The sequence below is a fragment of the Pseudomonas sp. TE21394 genome (assembly GCF_054057835.1).
In genome coordinates, this window is record NZ_JBSRZR010000001.1 from 2,567,664 (window position 1) to 2,582,088 (window position 14,425).

At 64.0% G+C, this 14,425-nt stretch carries 12 protein-coding genes and 1 pseudogene; 3 read left to right on the plus strand and 10 right to left on the minus strand.

Annotated elements, in window-relative coordinates; genetic code table 11:
- Window positions 1-49: 49 nt before the first annotated feature.
- The 8 genes and pseudogenes from ACVWZT_RS11845 to ACVWZT_RS11880 all read right to left on the minus strand — a co-directional run bounded on the left by ACVWZT_RS11845 (window position 50) and on the right by ACVWZT_RS11880 (window position 10,516).
- Complete coding sequence (locus tag ACVWZT_RS11845) at window positions 50-2,821, minus strand: hybrid sensor histidine kinase/response regulator (RefSeq protein WP_296232187.1); 2,772 nt, start codon at window positions 2,819-2,821, stop codon at window positions 50-52.
- A gap of 150 nt (window positions 2,822-2,971) precedes the next feature.
- The gene (gene purD, locus ACVWZT_RS11850) at window positions 2,972-4,267 is read right to left on the minus strand and encodes a phosphoribosylamine--glycine ligase (protein ID WP_457469452.1); all 1,296 of its coding nucleotides are present in this window, start codon (window positions 4,265-4,267) and stop codon (window positions 2,972-2,974) included.
- Window positions 4,268-4,402: 135 nt separating this feature from the next.
- Window positions 4,403-6,011 (minus strand): annotated as a pseudogene (gene purH / locus ACVWZT_RS11855) (bifunctional phosphoribosylaminoimidazolecarboxamide formyltransferase/IMP cyclohydrolase).
- Window positions 6,012-6,092: 81 nt separating this feature from the next.
- The gene (gene fis / locus ACVWZT_RS11860) at window positions 6,093-6,413 is read right to left on the minus strand and encodes a DNA-binding transcriptional regulator Fis (protein ID WP_012274390.1); all 321 of its coding nucleotides are present in this window, start codon (window positions 6,411-6,413) and stop codon (window positions 6,093-6,095) included.
- Entirely contained in the window at window positions 6,410-7,423 is a 1,014-nt protein-coding gene (gene dusB, locus ACVWZT_RS11865; RefSeq protein WP_296232178.1) for a tRNA dihydrouridine synthase DusB, read from the minus strand. Before dusB ends, fis begins: the two co-directional genes overlap by 4 nt.
- 243 nt (window positions 7,424-7,666) lie before the next feature.
- Window positions 7,667-9,016, minus strand: a complete 1,350-nt coding sequence (locus ACVWZT_RS11870) for a DUF3426 domain-containing protein (RefSeq protein WP_457469455.1) — start codon at window positions 9,014-9,016, stop codon at window positions 7,667-7,669.
- Between the two features lie 42 nt (window positions 9,017-9,058).
- On the minus strand, window positions 9,059-9,937 hold the full coding sequence (gene prmA, locus ACVWZT_RS11875) for a 50S ribosomal protein L11 methyltransferase (RefSeq protein ID WP_186686556.1): 879 nt from the start codon (window positions 9,935-9,937) through the stop codon (window positions 9,059-9,061).
- A gap of 123 nt (window positions 9,938-10,060) precedes the next feature.
- Window positions 10,061-10,516, minus strand: a complete 456-nt coding sequence (locus ACVWZT_RS11880) for a MaoC family dehydratase (protein WP_296232175.1) — start codon at window positions 10,514-10,516, stop codon at window positions 10,061-10,063.
- A gap of 144 nt (window positions 10,517-10,660) precedes the next feature.
- On the opposite strand from ACVWZT_RS11880, the gene ACVWZT_RS11885 reads away from it, so the two are divergent.
- From ACVWZT_RS11885 to ACVWZT_RS11895, 3 genes are read left to right on the plus strand one after another with little or no spacing between them, the layout of a single operon-like run.
- Window positions 10,661-11,023, plus strand: a complete 363-nt coding sequence (locus tag ACVWZT_RS11885) for a CidA/LrgA family protein (protein ID WP_457469457.1) — start codon at window positions 10,661-10,663, stop codon at window positions 11,021-11,023.
- The gene (locus tag ACVWZT_RS11890) at window positions 11,020-11,736 is read left to right on the plus strand and encodes an LrgB family protein (RefSeq protein WP_296232171.1); all 717 of its coding nucleotides are present in this window, start codon (window positions 11,020-11,022) and stop codon (window positions 11,734-11,736) included. Before ACVWZT_RS11885 ends, ACVWZT_RS11890 begins: the two co-directional genes overlap by 4 nt.
- Window positions 11,737-11,745: 9 nt before the next feature.
- Window positions 11,746-12,336 (plus strand): LON peptidase substrate-binding domain-containing protein, encoded by a 591-nt coding sequence (locus tag ACVWZT_RS11895; protein WP_296232170.1) that lies wholly within the window; start codon window positions 11,746-11,748, stop codon window positions 12,334-12,336.
- A 57-nt stretch (window positions 12,337-12,393) separates the two neighbouring features.
- On the opposite strand, the gene ACVWZT_RS11900 is transcribed toward ACVWZT_RS11895, so the two are convergent.
- Together ACVWZT_RS11900 and ACVWZT_RS11905 are read right to left on the minus strand one after the other, a co-directional pair.
- Complete coding sequence (locus ACVWZT_RS11900) at window positions 12,394-13,710, minus strand: bifunctional DedA family/phosphatase PAP2 family protein (protein WP_296232169.1); 1,317 nt, start codon at window positions 13,708-13,710, stop codon at window positions 12,394-12,396.
- Window positions 13,711-13,713: 3 nt separating this feature from the next.
- A complete protein-coding gene (locus ACVWZT_RS11905; RefSeq protein WP_457469460.1) occupies window positions 13,714-14,382 on the minus strand; it encodes a DNA-3-methyladenine glycosylase in 669 nt (222 codons plus the stop codon).
- Between the last annotated feature and the right edge of the window lie 43 nt (window positions 14,383-14,425).

Sequence of the window (14,425 nt, forward strand, 5' to 3'; positions counted from 1 at the left end):
GCATAGCCTTGTCGTGACACCAGGAGCCGGCAATGATATCCGCTGTCAGCTAGTGAGTATGCGCAGGGTCCACATGGGTTTCCCGATGACTGGCCCAGTACTGGATCAACTCGCGCAGTTGCGACAACTCCACCGGCTTGGCCATGTGCCCGTCCATTCCCGCCAGGCGTGCGCGTTCCTTGTGTTCGGCAAGAATGTGCGCGGTCAGTGCCACCACCGGGGTACGCTGGCGCTGGTTGGCAGCTTCCCAGGCGCGTAGCTGCTGGGTGGCGGAGAAGCCGTCGAGTATCGGCATTTCGCAATCCATCAGCACCAGGTCATAACGCTGCGCCTTCATTGCCTGCAAGGCCTCTTCGCCATTGCTGGCGGTGTCGGGCTCGAGGTTGAGCTTGCCCAGCATGCCACGGATCACCTTGGTCGAAATGCTGTTGTCCTCGGCGACCAATACGCGGAAGTCTTCCGGCAGGTCCAGCGTCTGTGCCGTGCCGGGCTGGCCGGCAGGCACCGCAGGCTCGCGACCGCGCTGGGCCAGCTCCTCGGCGAGGGTGGTCTTCAACGTGTAGCCGGCCACCGGTTTGGCGAGGATCCGCTTGACCCCGGCGTTGCGTGCAATGACTTTGCTCGGTGCGTTGCTGATACCGGTGAGCATCACCACCAGGATGTCGTGGTTCAGGCTCGGGTCTTCCTTGATCTTGGCAGCCAGCTGCATCCCGGTCATGCCTGGCATGTTCTGGTCGAGCAGCACGGCGTCGAAGTAGTCGCGCAGGTGGGCCTTGGTGCGCAGCAGGGCCAGGGCTTCCTTGCCCGACGGCACCGCACTGACGTTCATGCCCCAGGCGCTGCACTGCTGTACCAGTACCTTGCGGCAGGTATCGTTGTCGTCAACCACCAGCACGCGGGCGTCACGCAGTGGGCCCTCGAGGTCGGCCGGCGGCTGCTCCAGGCGCGAAGGGTCCAGCGGCAGGGCCAGCCACAGGGTATTACCCATGCCAGTGCTGCTCTTGATACCGAACTCGCCTTGCATCAGGCCGATCAACTGCTTGGCAATGACCAGCCCGAGGTGGCCGCCGAGCTTGTTGCTGGACAGGAAGTGGTGGCTGTGCAACTCGGCCTGCAGCAGGGCTTCGCGTTCGGCGGCGGGCAGCGGCTCGCCACTGTCCTGCACGGCAATACGCAGGCGGGGTGCCTCGCCCCGCTGGTCCAGTGCCACTACCAGCAGGATTTCGCCCTGGTCGGTGTTCTTCAAGGCATTTTCCAGCAGGCTGGACAGGGCCTGGCGCAGGCGTGTCGGGTCGCCGCTGATCACCCTCGGCACTTGTGGCTGGGTGAAGCTGATCAGCTCGATGTTCTGCTGCTCGGCCTTGGCGCGGAAGATGTTCAGGCAGTCCTCGACCAGCGCGTTGAGGTCGAACTGCACGTCATCCAGTTCGATCTGCCGGGATTCCAGCTTGGAGATGTCGAGAATCTCGTTGATCAGCGTAAGCAGCTCGTTGCCGGCGCTGTGAATGGTCTGCACATAATCGCGCTGCTTGACTGACAGCGGTGTGCCCAGCAGCAGCTCGGTCATGCCCAGCACCCCGTTCATGGGGGTCCGGATCTCGTGGCTGATCTTGGCCAGGAATTCGGCCTTGGCGTTGATCTCGGCATCGCTGGCGGCCAGTGCGCGGCTGGCACTGAAGCGCTCTTCGCTGATGCGCCGCAAGCGTTCGCTGACGGCCAGGTTGAGCAGAAGGCCGCTGGCCACGGTCAAGCCCAGCAGGATGCACAGCAGCCAGGGCGTCGGGGTGCGGGTCAGGCCAAGCAGTGCTGGCAGCAGCACCAGGCCCCCGAGGTTGAACACCACCATGGCCAGGCAGAACACCCGTGCGGGCGCATAACCCTTGTACCAGTGGTAGCTGCTGACCAGCAGCATGCTGATGCTGCCCAGGGCCATCAGGGCGTAGGTCATCAGGTTCAGGGGCAGGGTGTCGACGAATAGCAGTACCAACCCGCTGACGCCGACCACCAGCATGTCACCCTGTAGCAGGCGATTCAGCCGTGGCGAGTTGCACGGTGAGAAGAAATGCTGGGTGAAATACAGCCCGGCCAGGCCGGCCAGGACCAGCGTCAGATAGGCGGCAGGGGTCTGTGCACTGTGCCAGACGTGCCACCAGGGGCCGCTGAGGTTCAGCAGGATCAGGCCGCTGAGCAGCATCAGGCCATGGTAGAGCGCCAGAATCAGGGCGGTGCTGGAGCGGCTGTAAAAGAAGCGGATCAGGTTGTGCATGATCAGCATCACCAGGCCGCCAAACAGCATGCCGAACAGCAGAGGCTGGCGCTGGTCGGAGGCGGCCACGGCCGCCGGTTCCAGGCTGATGGCCGGACGCAGCTGGTGCTCGGAGACCAGGCGCAGGTAAATGTCCAGGGGTTGCTTGCTGTTGGGCAAGGGCAAGACATGGTCGCTGCCACGCAGGGTCGGGCTGGCATTGCCAGCCTGGCGACCATGGTGCAGCTGACGCAGAAGCTGGTCGCCTTCGAGGGCGTAAAGGTCCAGGCCAGACAGGTCCGGGGCGAACACCCGCAGCAGTTGTTCCTGTTCCGCCGGGGGCAGGCGGTAGTGCAGCCACAGGGCTTGCTCCGCAGGTGCGGCATCCAGGTCGGTGAGGGCCAGCGGGCTGAACTGGTTGCGGTAACGCTCGGAGCGCACGTCACTCAGCTGCAGGTTGGCCTGTTCGTCGAGCAGCACAGTCCAGCCTCCGTCATGTTCGGCTGCAGCCGGGAACATGCAGAGCAGGGTCAGCAAGCTGACGATCAGAGCTGAGGCAATCCGAAGCCGACGCACAACGAAATCCCTTCTTAGCCTAGGTGCCAGGTGCTAACTATGCGCGGCGCGCCAAGTCGAAGGCAAGGCCCGGGCGGGGCCCTGTCGACGAGCCGGGTACGCTGCGCCCGGGTTTTTGCTGCCCGGGTCGCCACGGCGCTCCGGTAGTGCTTACTGTTGGTGCTCACCGCGCTCGCGGGCGATCGCCCGGTAGCCGATGTCGGTACGGTAGAAGCTGCCGCTCCAGCTGACTTCCTTGGCCAGGCGGTAGGCCTGCTGCTGGGCGTCGGCCACGCTGGCACCCATGGCGGTGGCGCACAGCACACGGCCACCGTTGGTGACCACCTGACCGTCTTTGAGCGAAGTGCCGGCATGGAATACCTTGCCTTCGATCTTCGCCGCTGCATCCAGGCCGTTGATCACGTCACCCTTGGCGTAGTCGCCCGGGTAACCGCCGGCGGCCAGCACCACGCCCAGGCTCGGCCGCGGGTCCCACTGGGCTTCGACCTTGTCCAGCGCCTTGGCGAATGCCGCCTCGACCAGCAGTACCAGGCTCGACTCCAGGCGCAGCATGACCGGCTGGGTTTCCGGGTCGCCGAAGCGGCAGTTGAACTCGATGACCTTGGGGTTGCCCGCCTTGTCGATCATCAGGCCGGCGTAGAGGAAGCCGGTGTAGACATTGCCTTCCTCGGCCATGCCACGCACGGTCGGCCAGATCACCTGGTCCATCACGCGCTGGTGTACCTCGGCGGTGACCACCGGGGCAGGGGAGTAGGCACCCATGCCGCCGGTGTTCGGGCCGGTGTCCTTGTCGCCGACGCGCTTGTGGTCCTGGCTGGTGGCCATTGGCAACACATTGTGGCCATCGACCATGACAATGAAGCTGGCTTCCTCGCCGTCGAGGAACTCTTCGATCACCACGCGCGAACCGGCGTCACCGAAGGCATTGCCGGCCAGCATGTCGCGTACGGCGGCCTCGGCTTCCTCGAGGGTCATGGCGACGATCACGCCTTTGCCGGCGGCCAGGCCATCGGCCTTGATCACGATCGGTGCGCCTTTTTCCTGCAGGTAGGCCAGGGCTGGCTCGATCTCGGTGAAGTTCTGGTAGTCGGCGGTCGGAATCTTGTGCCGGGCCAGGAAATCCTTGGTGAAGGCCTTTGAGCCTTCGAGCTGGGCGGCACCCTTGGTCGGGCCGAAGCAATCCAGGCCACGGCTGCGGAACAGGTCGACGACACCGGCCACCAACGGCGCTTCCGGGCCGACGATGGTCATTTGCACGTTCTTTTCGGCGAAGTCGGCCAGTTGCTCCAGCGCGTTGACTTCGATGGCGACATTCTCGCACTTGGCTTCGGTGGCGGTGCCGGCATTGCCCGGGGCAACGAAGACTTTCTCGACACGTGGGTCCTGGGCGACTTTCCAGGCCAGGGCGTGCTCACGACCGCCGCTGCCGATGATCAAAACTTTCATGTCAAAACCTCTGTTTGGCGGCGAACCTCATCCCCTGTGGGAGCGGGTTTACCCGCGAATTCGGCGGTGACTGCACCATCGTATTCGCGGGTGAACCCGCTCCCACAGAGGCCGAGGTTCGGCTGACCATCTTAATTAGTGGCGGAAGTGACGCATGCCGGTGAAGACCATGGCGATGCCGGCTTCGTCAGCGGCAGCAATCACCTCGGCATCGCGCATCGAGCCACCCGGCTGGATCACGGCGCTGATACCCACTTTAGCTGCGTTGTCGATGCCATCGCGGAACGGGAAGAACGCATCCGATGCCATGACTGCACCCTGTACCTGCAGGCCGGCATGCTCAGCCTTGATGGCTGCGATGCGTGCGGAGTTGACACGGCTCATCTGGCCTGCACCGACGCCTATGGTCTGGCGCTGCTTGGCGTAGACAATGGCGTTGGACTTGACGAACTTGGCCACTTTCCAGGCGAACACCAGGTCGTGGATCTCTTGCTCGGTCGGGGCACGCTTGGTGACGATCTTCAGGTCATCGGCAGTAATCATGCCGATATCACGGCTTTGCACCAGCAAACCGCCATTGACGCGCTTGAAGTCCCAACCGGCAGCGCGCTCGGCTGGCCACTCGCCGCATTCCAGCAGGCGTACGTTCTGCTTGGCAGCAACCACCTCGCGGGCTGCCTGGGAGATTTTCGGTGCGATGATCACTTCGACGAACTGGCGGTCGACGATGGCCTTGGCGGTTTCGCCATCCAGCTCGCGGTTGAAGGCGATGATGCCGCCGAACGCCGACTCGGTGTCGGTCGCGTAAGCCAGGTCGTAGGCCTTGCGGATGCCGCCTTCTTCTTCAGGCACCACGGCAACGCCGCACGGGTTGGCGTGCTTGACGATGACGCAGGCCGGCTTGACGAAGCTCTTCACGCATTCCAGCGCTGCGTCGGTGTCGGCCACGTTGTTGAACGACAGCTCCTTGCCCTGCAACTGGATGGCAGTGGAAACGCTGGCTTCCCCTTTTCTGGCTTCGACGTAGAACGCCGCGCTCTGGTGCGGGTTCTCGCCGTAACGCATTTCCTGGGCCTTGACGAACTGGCTGTTGAAGGTGCGCGGGAACTCGCTGCGGCCTTCGGTGCTCAGGTTCTCTTTGGCCTGGTCGATGGTGCCCATGTAGTTGGCGATCATGCCGTCGTAGGCAGCGGTGTGCTCGAACGCCTTGAGCATCAGGTTGAAGCGCTGGGCGTAGGTCAGGCCGCCGGCCTTGAGGCCTTCGATGACGCTGGCATAGTCGCTGGTATTGACTACGATGGCCACGTCCTTGTGGTTCTTGGCTGCCGAACGGACCATGGTCGGGCCGCCGATGTCGATGTTCTCGATGGCGGTCGGCAGGTCACAGCCAGGCTTGGAAATGGTCGCCTCGAACGGGTACAGGTTGACCGCCACCAGGTCGATCGGCTTGATGCCGTGCTCGTTCATGATGGCGTCGTCGACGCCGCGACGGCCGAGAATGCCGCCGTGGATTTTCGGGTGCAGGGTCTTGACCCGGCCATCCATCATTTCGGCGAAGCCGGTATAGTCCGGCCACTTCCACCGCATTGACGCCGTTGTCCTTGAGCAGCTTGTAGGTGCCGCCGGTGGACAGGATCTCGACACCGAGCTGCTGCAGCTCACGGGCGAATTCGAGGATACCGGTCTTGTCGGAGACGCTGATCAGGGCGCGGCGGACTGGCAGGCGGGTAGTCTGGTCGGTCATTTCGGGTTCCAATAACGCGGTGGAGTCAGCAAAAAAGGCGCCTCTGTTCAGGGAGCCGCCTTTTCTGGTTGGGATTCTGGCTTACAACAAGTCGTACTGCTTGAGCTTCTTGCGCAGGGTGCCTCGGTTCAGCCCGAGCATCTCGCTGGCCTTGGTCTGGTTGCCCTTCACGTAGTTCATCACGCTTTCGAGCAGTGGCGCCTCGACTTCGGAGAGCACCAGGTTGTACACGTCCGTGACAGTCGCGCCTTCCAGGTGGGCGAAGTAGTTGTGCAGCGCCTTCTCGACGCTGTCGCGAAGGGTCTGGCCCTCTTCGCTCGGCGTGTTCAGGTGCTGTTTCAGGTTGGCGTTGTCGCTCACGGGCGTTGTTCCACTCACAAATGTCTCGGTCATCATCGTCATGCGGCCACCCCTTGTCCGTCCTCTGTCCCAAGGCTCTGTCGACGTTCGCTGAAAAACGCACGAACGTTGGCGCACTGCGCTTGTGTGTCTTCCAAAGCGTTGAACCGGGCGCGAAACTCCCTGCCGCCGGGTCGTGTTGCCAGGTACCAGCCAACGTGCTTGCGGGCGATACGTACGCCCATCACATCGCCATAGAAGGCATGCAGCGCGGCCAGGTGTTCCAGCAGGATGCGTTCCACTTCCTCCAGCTGCGGTGCCGGCAGGTGTTCGCCGGTGCGCAGGTAATGCTCGATCTCGCGAAAGATCCATGGCCGCCCCTGGGCAGCCCGGCCAATCAGCAGGCCATCGACGCCGGTGGCGTCCAGTACCGCCCTGGCCTTTTCTGGCGAGGTGATATCGCCGTTGGCAAAAACCGGGATCGACACCGCCTGCTTGATGGCAGCGATGGTGTCGTATTCGGCTTCGCCGGTATACAGGTCGGCACGTGTGCGGCCATGCACCGCCAGTGCCTGGATGCCGGCCTGTTCGGCGATTTTCGCCACGTTCAGGCCGTTCTTGTTCGCCCGGTCCCAGCCGGTGCGAATCTTCAGGGTCACCGGAACGTCCACTGCGCCGACCACGGCGTGGAGGATCTCGCTGACCAAGGCTTCATCTCTCAATAAAGCAGAGCCTGCAGCTTTGTTGCAGACTTTTTTTGCCGGGCAACCCATGTTGATATCGATGATCTGGGCACCCGCTTCGACGTTGGCTTGTGCCGCTGCTGCCATCATCTGCGCATCACCGCCGGCTATCTGCACCGAGCGTGGCTCGGGATCACCTTCATGGATGCGGCGCAGGCTCGACTTGCGGCTGTTCCACAGGCTCATGTCGCTGGAGACCATTTCCGACACCACCATGCCGGCGCCCAGGCGCTGGCAAAGTGTCCGGAAAGGCTGGTCCGTGACCCCGGCCATTGGCGCGAGGATCAGGTTGTTACGTAGTGTGTATTGGCCGATGCGTACCGCCGACATAGGTGATCCCTGTTGTGGGGCCGAATCTTGGAGTTCGAAAAAGGGTTGGCATGATACCCGCTCTCGGTGACCGGATAAAGATGGATTTGGATAAAATCTGAACAGCTGTCGGCTTATGACATTTGGTATGGAGGAAAGGCTTGGGCTGCTTTGCCGCCTTTCGCGACACAGGGCTGCGATCACCATCAGGAGCGGCGGCCTTGGGTCGCGAAAGGAGCGCCAGGCGCCCCACAAGCCTATTGCTTATTCTGGTGAACGGAAGCTGAGGCTGTAGTTGACTGCCTTCGGCCCAGGATCAAGGATGTCCAGGGCGATATGGATCGGGGTCTGGCTGGGCATTTCGCCACGCCCGGCCAGTTCTCCGGAGAGATACTCGCTGGGCTTGAAGCGCCGGCTGGCGATCAGCTGGCCATTGAGGTCGGCGAAGCGCAGCTCCAGCAGTGGGAACGGCTGGGCGAACGGCGCGCGGTTGTAGATTATCGCATCGACGATCAACGCGCCCTTGAAGTCCGGGTGGCTGCGCACCACCAGGTTGCTGCTCTTGATCCGGGCAATATCGACGCGAGTCGGGACTTCGCACCCGACCAACGGGCAGATTTGCTGGAAGAGCGGCCGGTACTGGTCCTGACGGGCCATTTCGTCGAAGTGGAACCACACGTACTGAAACGCCAGCAGGCCGGCGGCGAGCAAGGTCAGAAAGCCCCACAGCAGGCGCTTGCCCCAGTTCGGTGCGGGCCTCTCCCAGCCCAGCTGCAATGGGTCGTCGACCACGTCGACCAGCGGCTCCTTGCGTGCCGGGCGCTCTGGCTTGGCGGCAAAGCCCGGTTCCAGGCGTGCGCCAGGCAGCGGCTCGACAGGGTCGTCATCGTGCGCCGACAGGCTCAGCGCCAAGGGTTCGTCGTCGCGCGCGCTCAGGCCTTTTTCCGGGATTGCGTCGTCGTCGGCACGCAGCGGTTCGGCGAAGGCAGGGTGGTCATCGTCCGCGGCATGGTGTACCGGCGGCCCATCGTCAAGGTCCAGTTCCAGGCTGCCGCCCAAGGTCGGCTCGGTGCGCTCGCCCGGGGCAGGTTCGAGATCCAGCTCCAGCGGCTGCCGCTCCACGGCCGGCTCATCTGCCTGTGGTGGCTCGAAGGGTTCATCGGTGGCCGTGCCGAACAGGTCGTCGGCGTGCTCATCCGGCTGCAATTCGTCGCGCCTCGCCTGCAGCCCGTCATTCTGCTCGGCCGGGTGCGCCGCTGCCGGCTGGCCGCGACGCTCCAGGCGCTCCAGCTCCTTGTCGAGATCGAGGGCGTCCAGCGCCTGGGCAGTCAGCGCCCAGTCCTGGTCTGGCGCACTGCTGCGCTCGGTGACATCCGGCTCTGGCGAGACCGTTGGCTTGGCCGCCGGCTCGTCAGGCGCTTTCAGCGCCGGTTCCGCCACCACAGGTGCATTCGCCGTGCTGGCGCGATTCTGCTCCAGCAACTGCCTGGCAGCGTTGAATACCTGCAGGCAGTTGCCGCAGCGCACTACGCCGCGAGCCACGCTCAGTTGGTGGTGAGTGACGCGAAAGCTAGTCTGGCAATGCGGGCACTGGGTGACGAAACTGTCGGTCATGCGGCAATCCGGGAACTGTGCAGAAAAGTATTCTAGGCCGGCTTAACGGCGGCGACCACTGATGCGTACCCAGCCGTCGCGCACGACGATCGGGTCCAGCTCGAAGTCGGCGGCATAGGCCGCAGCCACTTCTTCGCCCTGTTCGGCGAGGATGCCCGACAGCGCCAGCAGGCCCCCGGGGCGGACCAGCCCGGACAGCTGCGGCGCCAGCGACACCAGCGGGCCGGCGAGGATGTTGGCGACCAGTACGTCGGCCTGCATCGCCGGCATGTGTTCGGGCAGGTACAGCGCCAGCTTTTCATCGGCGATGCCGTTGCGCTGGGCGTTGTCGCGCGAAGCCTCGATGGCCTGTACATCGATGTCGGTACCGACGGCCTCGCGGGCGCCCAGCAGCAGCGCGGCGATGGCCAGAATGCCCGAGCCGCAACCGAAGTCCAGCACCTGGGTGCCTTCCAGCTGCTGGCCGTCGAGCCATTCCAGGCACAGGGCGGTGGTCGGGTGGGTGCCGGTACCGAACGCCAGGCCCGGGTCGAGCAGCAGATTCACCGCGTCCTTTTCCGGAGCTTCGTGCCAGCTGGGCACGATCCACAGGCGGCGGCCGAAGCGCATTGGCTGGAAGTTGTCCATCCAGCTGCGTTCCCAGTCCTGGTCCTCGATCACCTCGGCCTGGTGCTCGGGCAGCTCGGCACCGGTCAGCAGGCGCAGGTGGGAAAACACCTGCTCGGGCTCGGCATCGGCCTCGAACAGGGCCAGCAGGTGGGTGTGCGACCACAACGGGGTAGTGTTGAGGTCTGGCTCGAAGATCGGTTGATCCTCGGCGTCCATGAACGTGACCGAAACAGCGCCCACTTCGAGCAGGGCATCTTCGTAGGTTTCGGCTTGTTCCGGGCTGATGGCCAGGCGTACTTGCAGCCAGGGCATGGCGGGCACCTTTGGTAAATCGACAGGGGCAGCCCCAGGCTGCGCGAAGGCTGGCAGTTTACGCGAGTGCGGGGGATTTGTGGATCGGCTTGGCATGGGGGCGTGCAGCGCCCCCGAAATCCATCAGACAAAACACAGGGAGAGCGATTCAGCTATATAGGCCGGCTTGTCCTGGCCATCGATCTCCAGCGTGGCAATCGCCTTGAGCAGCCACTGCCCCGGCTTCTTTTCCGACACCTCTGCCAGTTCCACCTTCAGCCGCACCTGGCTATCGACCTTGACCGGCTGGATGAAACGCACGCTGTCCAGTCCGTAGTTCACCACCATCTTCAGCCCTTGCGGCAGGACCAGGATGTCCTCGATCAGCTTGGGTATCAGCGACAACGTCAGGAAACCATGGGCGATGGTGCTGCCGAACGGCGTCTGCGCCGCCTTTGCCGGGTCCACATGGATGAACTGGAAATCGCCTGTGGCTTCGGCGAACAGATTGATGCGCTGCTGGTCGATCTTCAGCCAGGCCGAATGGCCCAGTTCCTTACCAACGTACTGCGAAAGCTCTGTAACTGGTACATAGGGCATCGCGGGCTCTCCAAGTTGTCAGTTGGTACGAATGTGCAAGATCAGCACGGCGAACCGTTTCAGTCAAGTTGCAGGTATTTCGGCGAATATCGGTATAAAGCGGCCGCATGCTTATAATGGCAGTCGTGCACGAGGGAGATGCTTATGCTGTTGCGTGGTCTGACCTGGCTGGTGCTGTTCCAGTTGCTGGGTACGGCGATCAACCACTTGTTGGTGCCGTTTCTGCCGGGGCCGATCATCGGCCTGTTGCTGCTGCTGTGTTTTCTCATGGCCCGTGGAGAGGTTGGCAAGCCGCTGAACGAGGCGGCCAGCAGCATGCTGCGCTACCTGCCGCTGTTGCTGGTGCCACCGGCGGTGGGGGTGATGGTGTATGCCAGAGACATTGCCGCTGACTTCTGGGCCATCGTCGGGGCGTTGCTGATTTCCTGCCTGGTGACCCTGGCGTTTGTTGGCGTGTTGATGCAAAAGCTCATCCAGCGCCAGGGCCGCCGCGAGGAGCAGCCATGATTCCTGACTGGCAAGGCGCGCTCGACGCGGTGGTGCACCATCCCTTGTTCGGTATCGGTATTACCCTCGGTGCCTACCAAGTGGTGCTGGCCGCCTACGAGAAGACCCGCTGGATCTTCCTGCAGCCGGTGCTGGTATCGATGCTGCTGGTGATCGGCGTGCTGCTGCTGTTCGGCATCGACTACCGCGAGTACCGCAAGAGCACGGAGATCATGAACATCCTGCTGGGGCCTGCCACCGTGGCCCTGGCGGTGCCGCTGTACCTGAACCTGCGGCGTATCCGGCAGCTGTTCTGGCCCATCTTTACTACGCTGGTAATCGGAGGCCTGTTTGCCACGCTGTTCTGCCTGGTGCTCGGCTGGTGGTTCGGTGCCGAACACATGATCCTCATGACCATGGCGCCGAAGTCGGTGACTTCGCCGATCGCCATGCTGGTGGCCGAACAGATTGGCGGGGTGGCGGCCCTGGCGGCGGTGTTCGTGTTGATCACCGGGGTGCTCGGGGCCATCTTCGGCCCGGCGCTGCTGAGCCGCTGCGGCGTGCACAGCCCCGAGGCGCGGGGCATGGCGCTGGGTGTGACCGCGCATGCGGTGGGCACTTCGGTGGCCCTGCAGGAAAGTGACGAATGCGGCGCCTTTGCCGCGCTGGCGATGAGCCTGATGGGGGTGGCCACGGCGGTATTCCTGCCGCTGGCGGTCAGCCTGGTGGCTTGAGGACTTGCAATGACGCTACCGCTGTTTCCGCTCAATACCGTGCTGTTTCCTGGCTGCTTTCTCGATCTGCAGATTTTCGAGGCGCGCTACCTGGACATGATTGGCCGCTGCATGAAGCAGGGCGAAGGTTTCGGTGTGGTGTGCATCCTGGAAGGCGAACAGGTCGGCAAGGCGCCGCCGGTGGTGGCCTCGATCGGCTGCGAGGCGGTGATCCGCGATTTCGTGCAGCAGGATAACGGTTTGTTGGGCATTCGCGTCGAAGGTATGCGGCGCTTCAGCCTGGAGAGCACCGAGGTGCAGAAGGACCAACTGCTGGTGGGGCAGGTGCAATGGTTGCCGGAGCAGGCGGACAGCCCGTTGCTCGAGGCCGACGACGACCTGCTGGCGTTGCTTGTAGCGCTGGGCGAGCACCCGATGGTGGAGGCCCTGGACATGCCGCGTCCGGTAGGCGGGCGGCAGGCGCTGGCCAACCAGTTGGCCTACCTGTTGCCGTTCATGGAGGAGGACAAGCTGGACCTGCTGACCCTCGACTCGCCGCAGCAGCGGCTGGGCGAGATCCAGAGACTTCTGGAGCGGATTCAGGGCGAGCTGTTTGCCTGACCCGATGTCGCGTGCGCTGGCGCTTTCGCGACACCACGCCGCTCCTGCACGGCGCTATCAGTATTGATAGCGCAACAACGCCTGCGGCAACGCATGCAAGGCAAAGAACGCCAGTAACGCGATGCACGCCGGCAATACCAGCCACCACACCCGCAGCGGCAAGGCCGGCAGGGTCTGCTGTCGCTGCGCCAAGGCCAGGCTCAGCGCGCATACGCAGCATGCCAGCAGGGCCCCGGCGAGGATGTCGGTAGGCCAGTGCGCTCCCAGATACACCCGCGACAGGGCGATTGCCAGTGCCGGAATGCAGCCCAGCGTGACCCAGGTCAGGCGCATCCGTGGCGGCTGCCCGCGCCCTGCCAGCACGGCCAGCACCAGGAAAAACGCGAACGATGCCGAACTGTGCCCGCTGGGCATGCTGTAGCTGGTCAAGGGGTCACTGAGTACTTCAGGACGGGCCCGGGCGAACAGCCATTTCAGGCTGCCGTTGGCAAACGCCGTGCCCATGAGCGCGCCTGCGGCAAACAGCGCGTGGCGCCACTGCCGGGCAAGCAGCAGCAGGCCGGTCAGCAGGCCGCCCAGGACCAGCTGGGTGCGGAAATCGCCCAGCCGGGTCACCAACACCACGGCGCCATCGATGGCCTGGCTGCGGTGCTCCTGTACCAGTGTCATTACGCCTTGGTCGAATTCGTGCAGGTAGGGCCAGCCCAGGAACACCCCGGCCAGGGCGACGAAACTCATGCCGGCGATCAGGCGGGTGCCGTGGCGTTGGTCGCGAATGCTGGTGTTCAGGCTCAAGCCGATGGTCACTGCCAGGGTGCCGGCGATGATGCCGGCATCCAGCCAGAAGCCTTCCGGCAATGGCAGGCGCATGGCTGCACCCGTGGCCCAGCCGGGCAGCAGGTAGGCCACCGACCAGCCCGCGCCGGCCACCAGGCTGACGGCGATGAAGCGCGGCAGCGGCATGTCGAACATGCCGGCGACCATCGGCAGCATGGGGCGCAACGGCCCGATGAAGCGCCCCACCAGCAGGCTGGCGATGCCGTAGCGCTGGAAATAGGTTTCGGCGCTGCCGATCCATTCCGGGTGGTGACGCAGCAACGGCAGGCGGCGGATGTTCTGGTGGAAATGCTTGCCCACTGCATAGGACACGGCGTCGCCGAGCAGGCCGCCGAGAAAGCCCAGCAGCAGCGTTTCGCCCAGGCTGAAGGTGCCGCTGCCGGCCAGCACCGCGACCGCGAACAACAAGATGGTGCCTGGCACGATGATGCCGGCAATGGCCAGGCATTCGATGCACGCCACCAGGAAAATTGCCAGGCCAAGCCACTGCGGGTTGGCGCTGAGCCAGCCGGTCAGGCTGTCAAGCCATTGGCCCATGGTTCAGCTTCCTTGTTCGAGAATGAAGAAGTCGCGGCCTTCGACTTGGCCTCGACGCAACGGGTTCCGCGTGCAGAAACGGGCGTACTCGGCGTCGACGAAACGGTAGGGCAGATGCTCGTCGCGGCCATGCGGGATGCCCAGGCGGGCCGTCTGGATGACCCGCGGCACGGCGAGGCTGCAGTCCTCCACGTACAGGCGTTCGGGGTCGAAGCGCTGGGCGTCCCACTGCGGCACTTTCAGGCCGAGGGCGCGGCACAGCAGCGTCTGCCCGGCGCACAGGCGTTCGGTCGGGCGCAGGTTACCGCTGGCGTCGGGGTTGTTCAGTTGCATCTGCGCCAGGCTGTTCGGCCCTGAGATTGCATCCTGCCAAGGATAGGCGGACTTGATCAGCACCGCGTTGCCCGGCCCGTGGGCACTGAAGTTCAGCGAGTCGCCGCCACGCGCGTAGTACATGTAGATGTGCCCGCCATCGAGGAACAGCGCCTTGCGCTTTTCGGTGTAGCCGAGCGAGGCGTGGCTGCCTTTGTCGGTGAGGTAATAGGCTTCGGTCTCGATGATCCGTGCGGCCAGCCACAGGTTGCCGTGGCGGTGACGAATGACTTTGCCCAGCAAGGCCTTGGCCAGGATCTGGGCGTCGCGGTCGAAGAAGCTGTCGGGCAGTGCTGGCATGCGGGCAGTTCGCGGCTGGGGAAGGCGGGGATGATAGCAATGA

What these genes read in the sequence shown, in the direction of transcription:
- fis (WP_012274390.1), bottom strand. Translation starts at nt 6,413, where the DNA reads ATGACGATGATGACCGAGACATTTGTGAGTGGAACAACGCCCGTGAGC.
- ACVWZT_RS11900 (WP_296232169.1), bottom strand. Translation starts at nt 13,710, where the DNA reads ATGGGCCAATGGCTTGACAGCCTGACCGGCTGGCTCAGCGCCAACCCG.
- ACVWZT_RS11890 (WP_296232171.1), top strand. Translation starts at nt 11,020, where the DNA reads ATGATTCCTGACTGGCAAGGCGCGCTCGACGCGGTGGTGCACCATCCC.
- prmA (WP_186686556.1), bottom strand. Translation starts at nt 9,937, where the DNA reads ATGCCCTGGCTGCAAGTACGCCTGGCCATCAGCCCGGAACAAGCCGAA.
- ACVWZT_RS11885 (WP_457469457.1), top strand. Translation starts at nt 10,661, where the DNA reads ATGCTGTTGCGTGGTCTGACCTGGCTGGTGCTGTTCCAGTTGCTGGGT.
- ACVWZT_RS11870 (WP_457469455.1), bottom strand. Translation starts at nt 9,016, where the DNA reads ATGACCGACAGTTTCGTCACCCAGTGCCCGCATTGCCAGACTAGCTTT.
- ACVWZT_RS11905 (WP_457469460.1), bottom strand. Translation starts at nt 14,382, where the DNA reads ATGCCAGCACTGCCCGACAGCTTCTTCGACCGCGACGCCCAGATCCTG.
- ACVWZT_RS11880 (WP_296232175.1), bottom strand. Translation starts at nt 10,516, where the DNA reads ATGCCCTATGTACCAGTTACAGAGCTTTCGCAGTACGTTGGTAAGGAA.
- purD (WP_457469452.1), bottom strand. Translation starts at nt 4,267, where the DNA reads ATGAAAGTTTTGATCATCGGCAGCGGCGGTCGTGAGCACGCCCTGGCC.
- ACVWZT_RS11895 (WP_296232170.1), top strand. Translation starts at nt 11,746, where the DNA reads ATGACGCTACCGCTGTTTCCGCTCAATACCGTGCTGTTTCCTGGCTGC.
- dusB (WP_296232178.1), bottom strand. Translation starts at nt 7,423, where the DNA reads ATGTCGGCGGTACGCATCGGCCAATACACACTACGTAACAACCTGATC.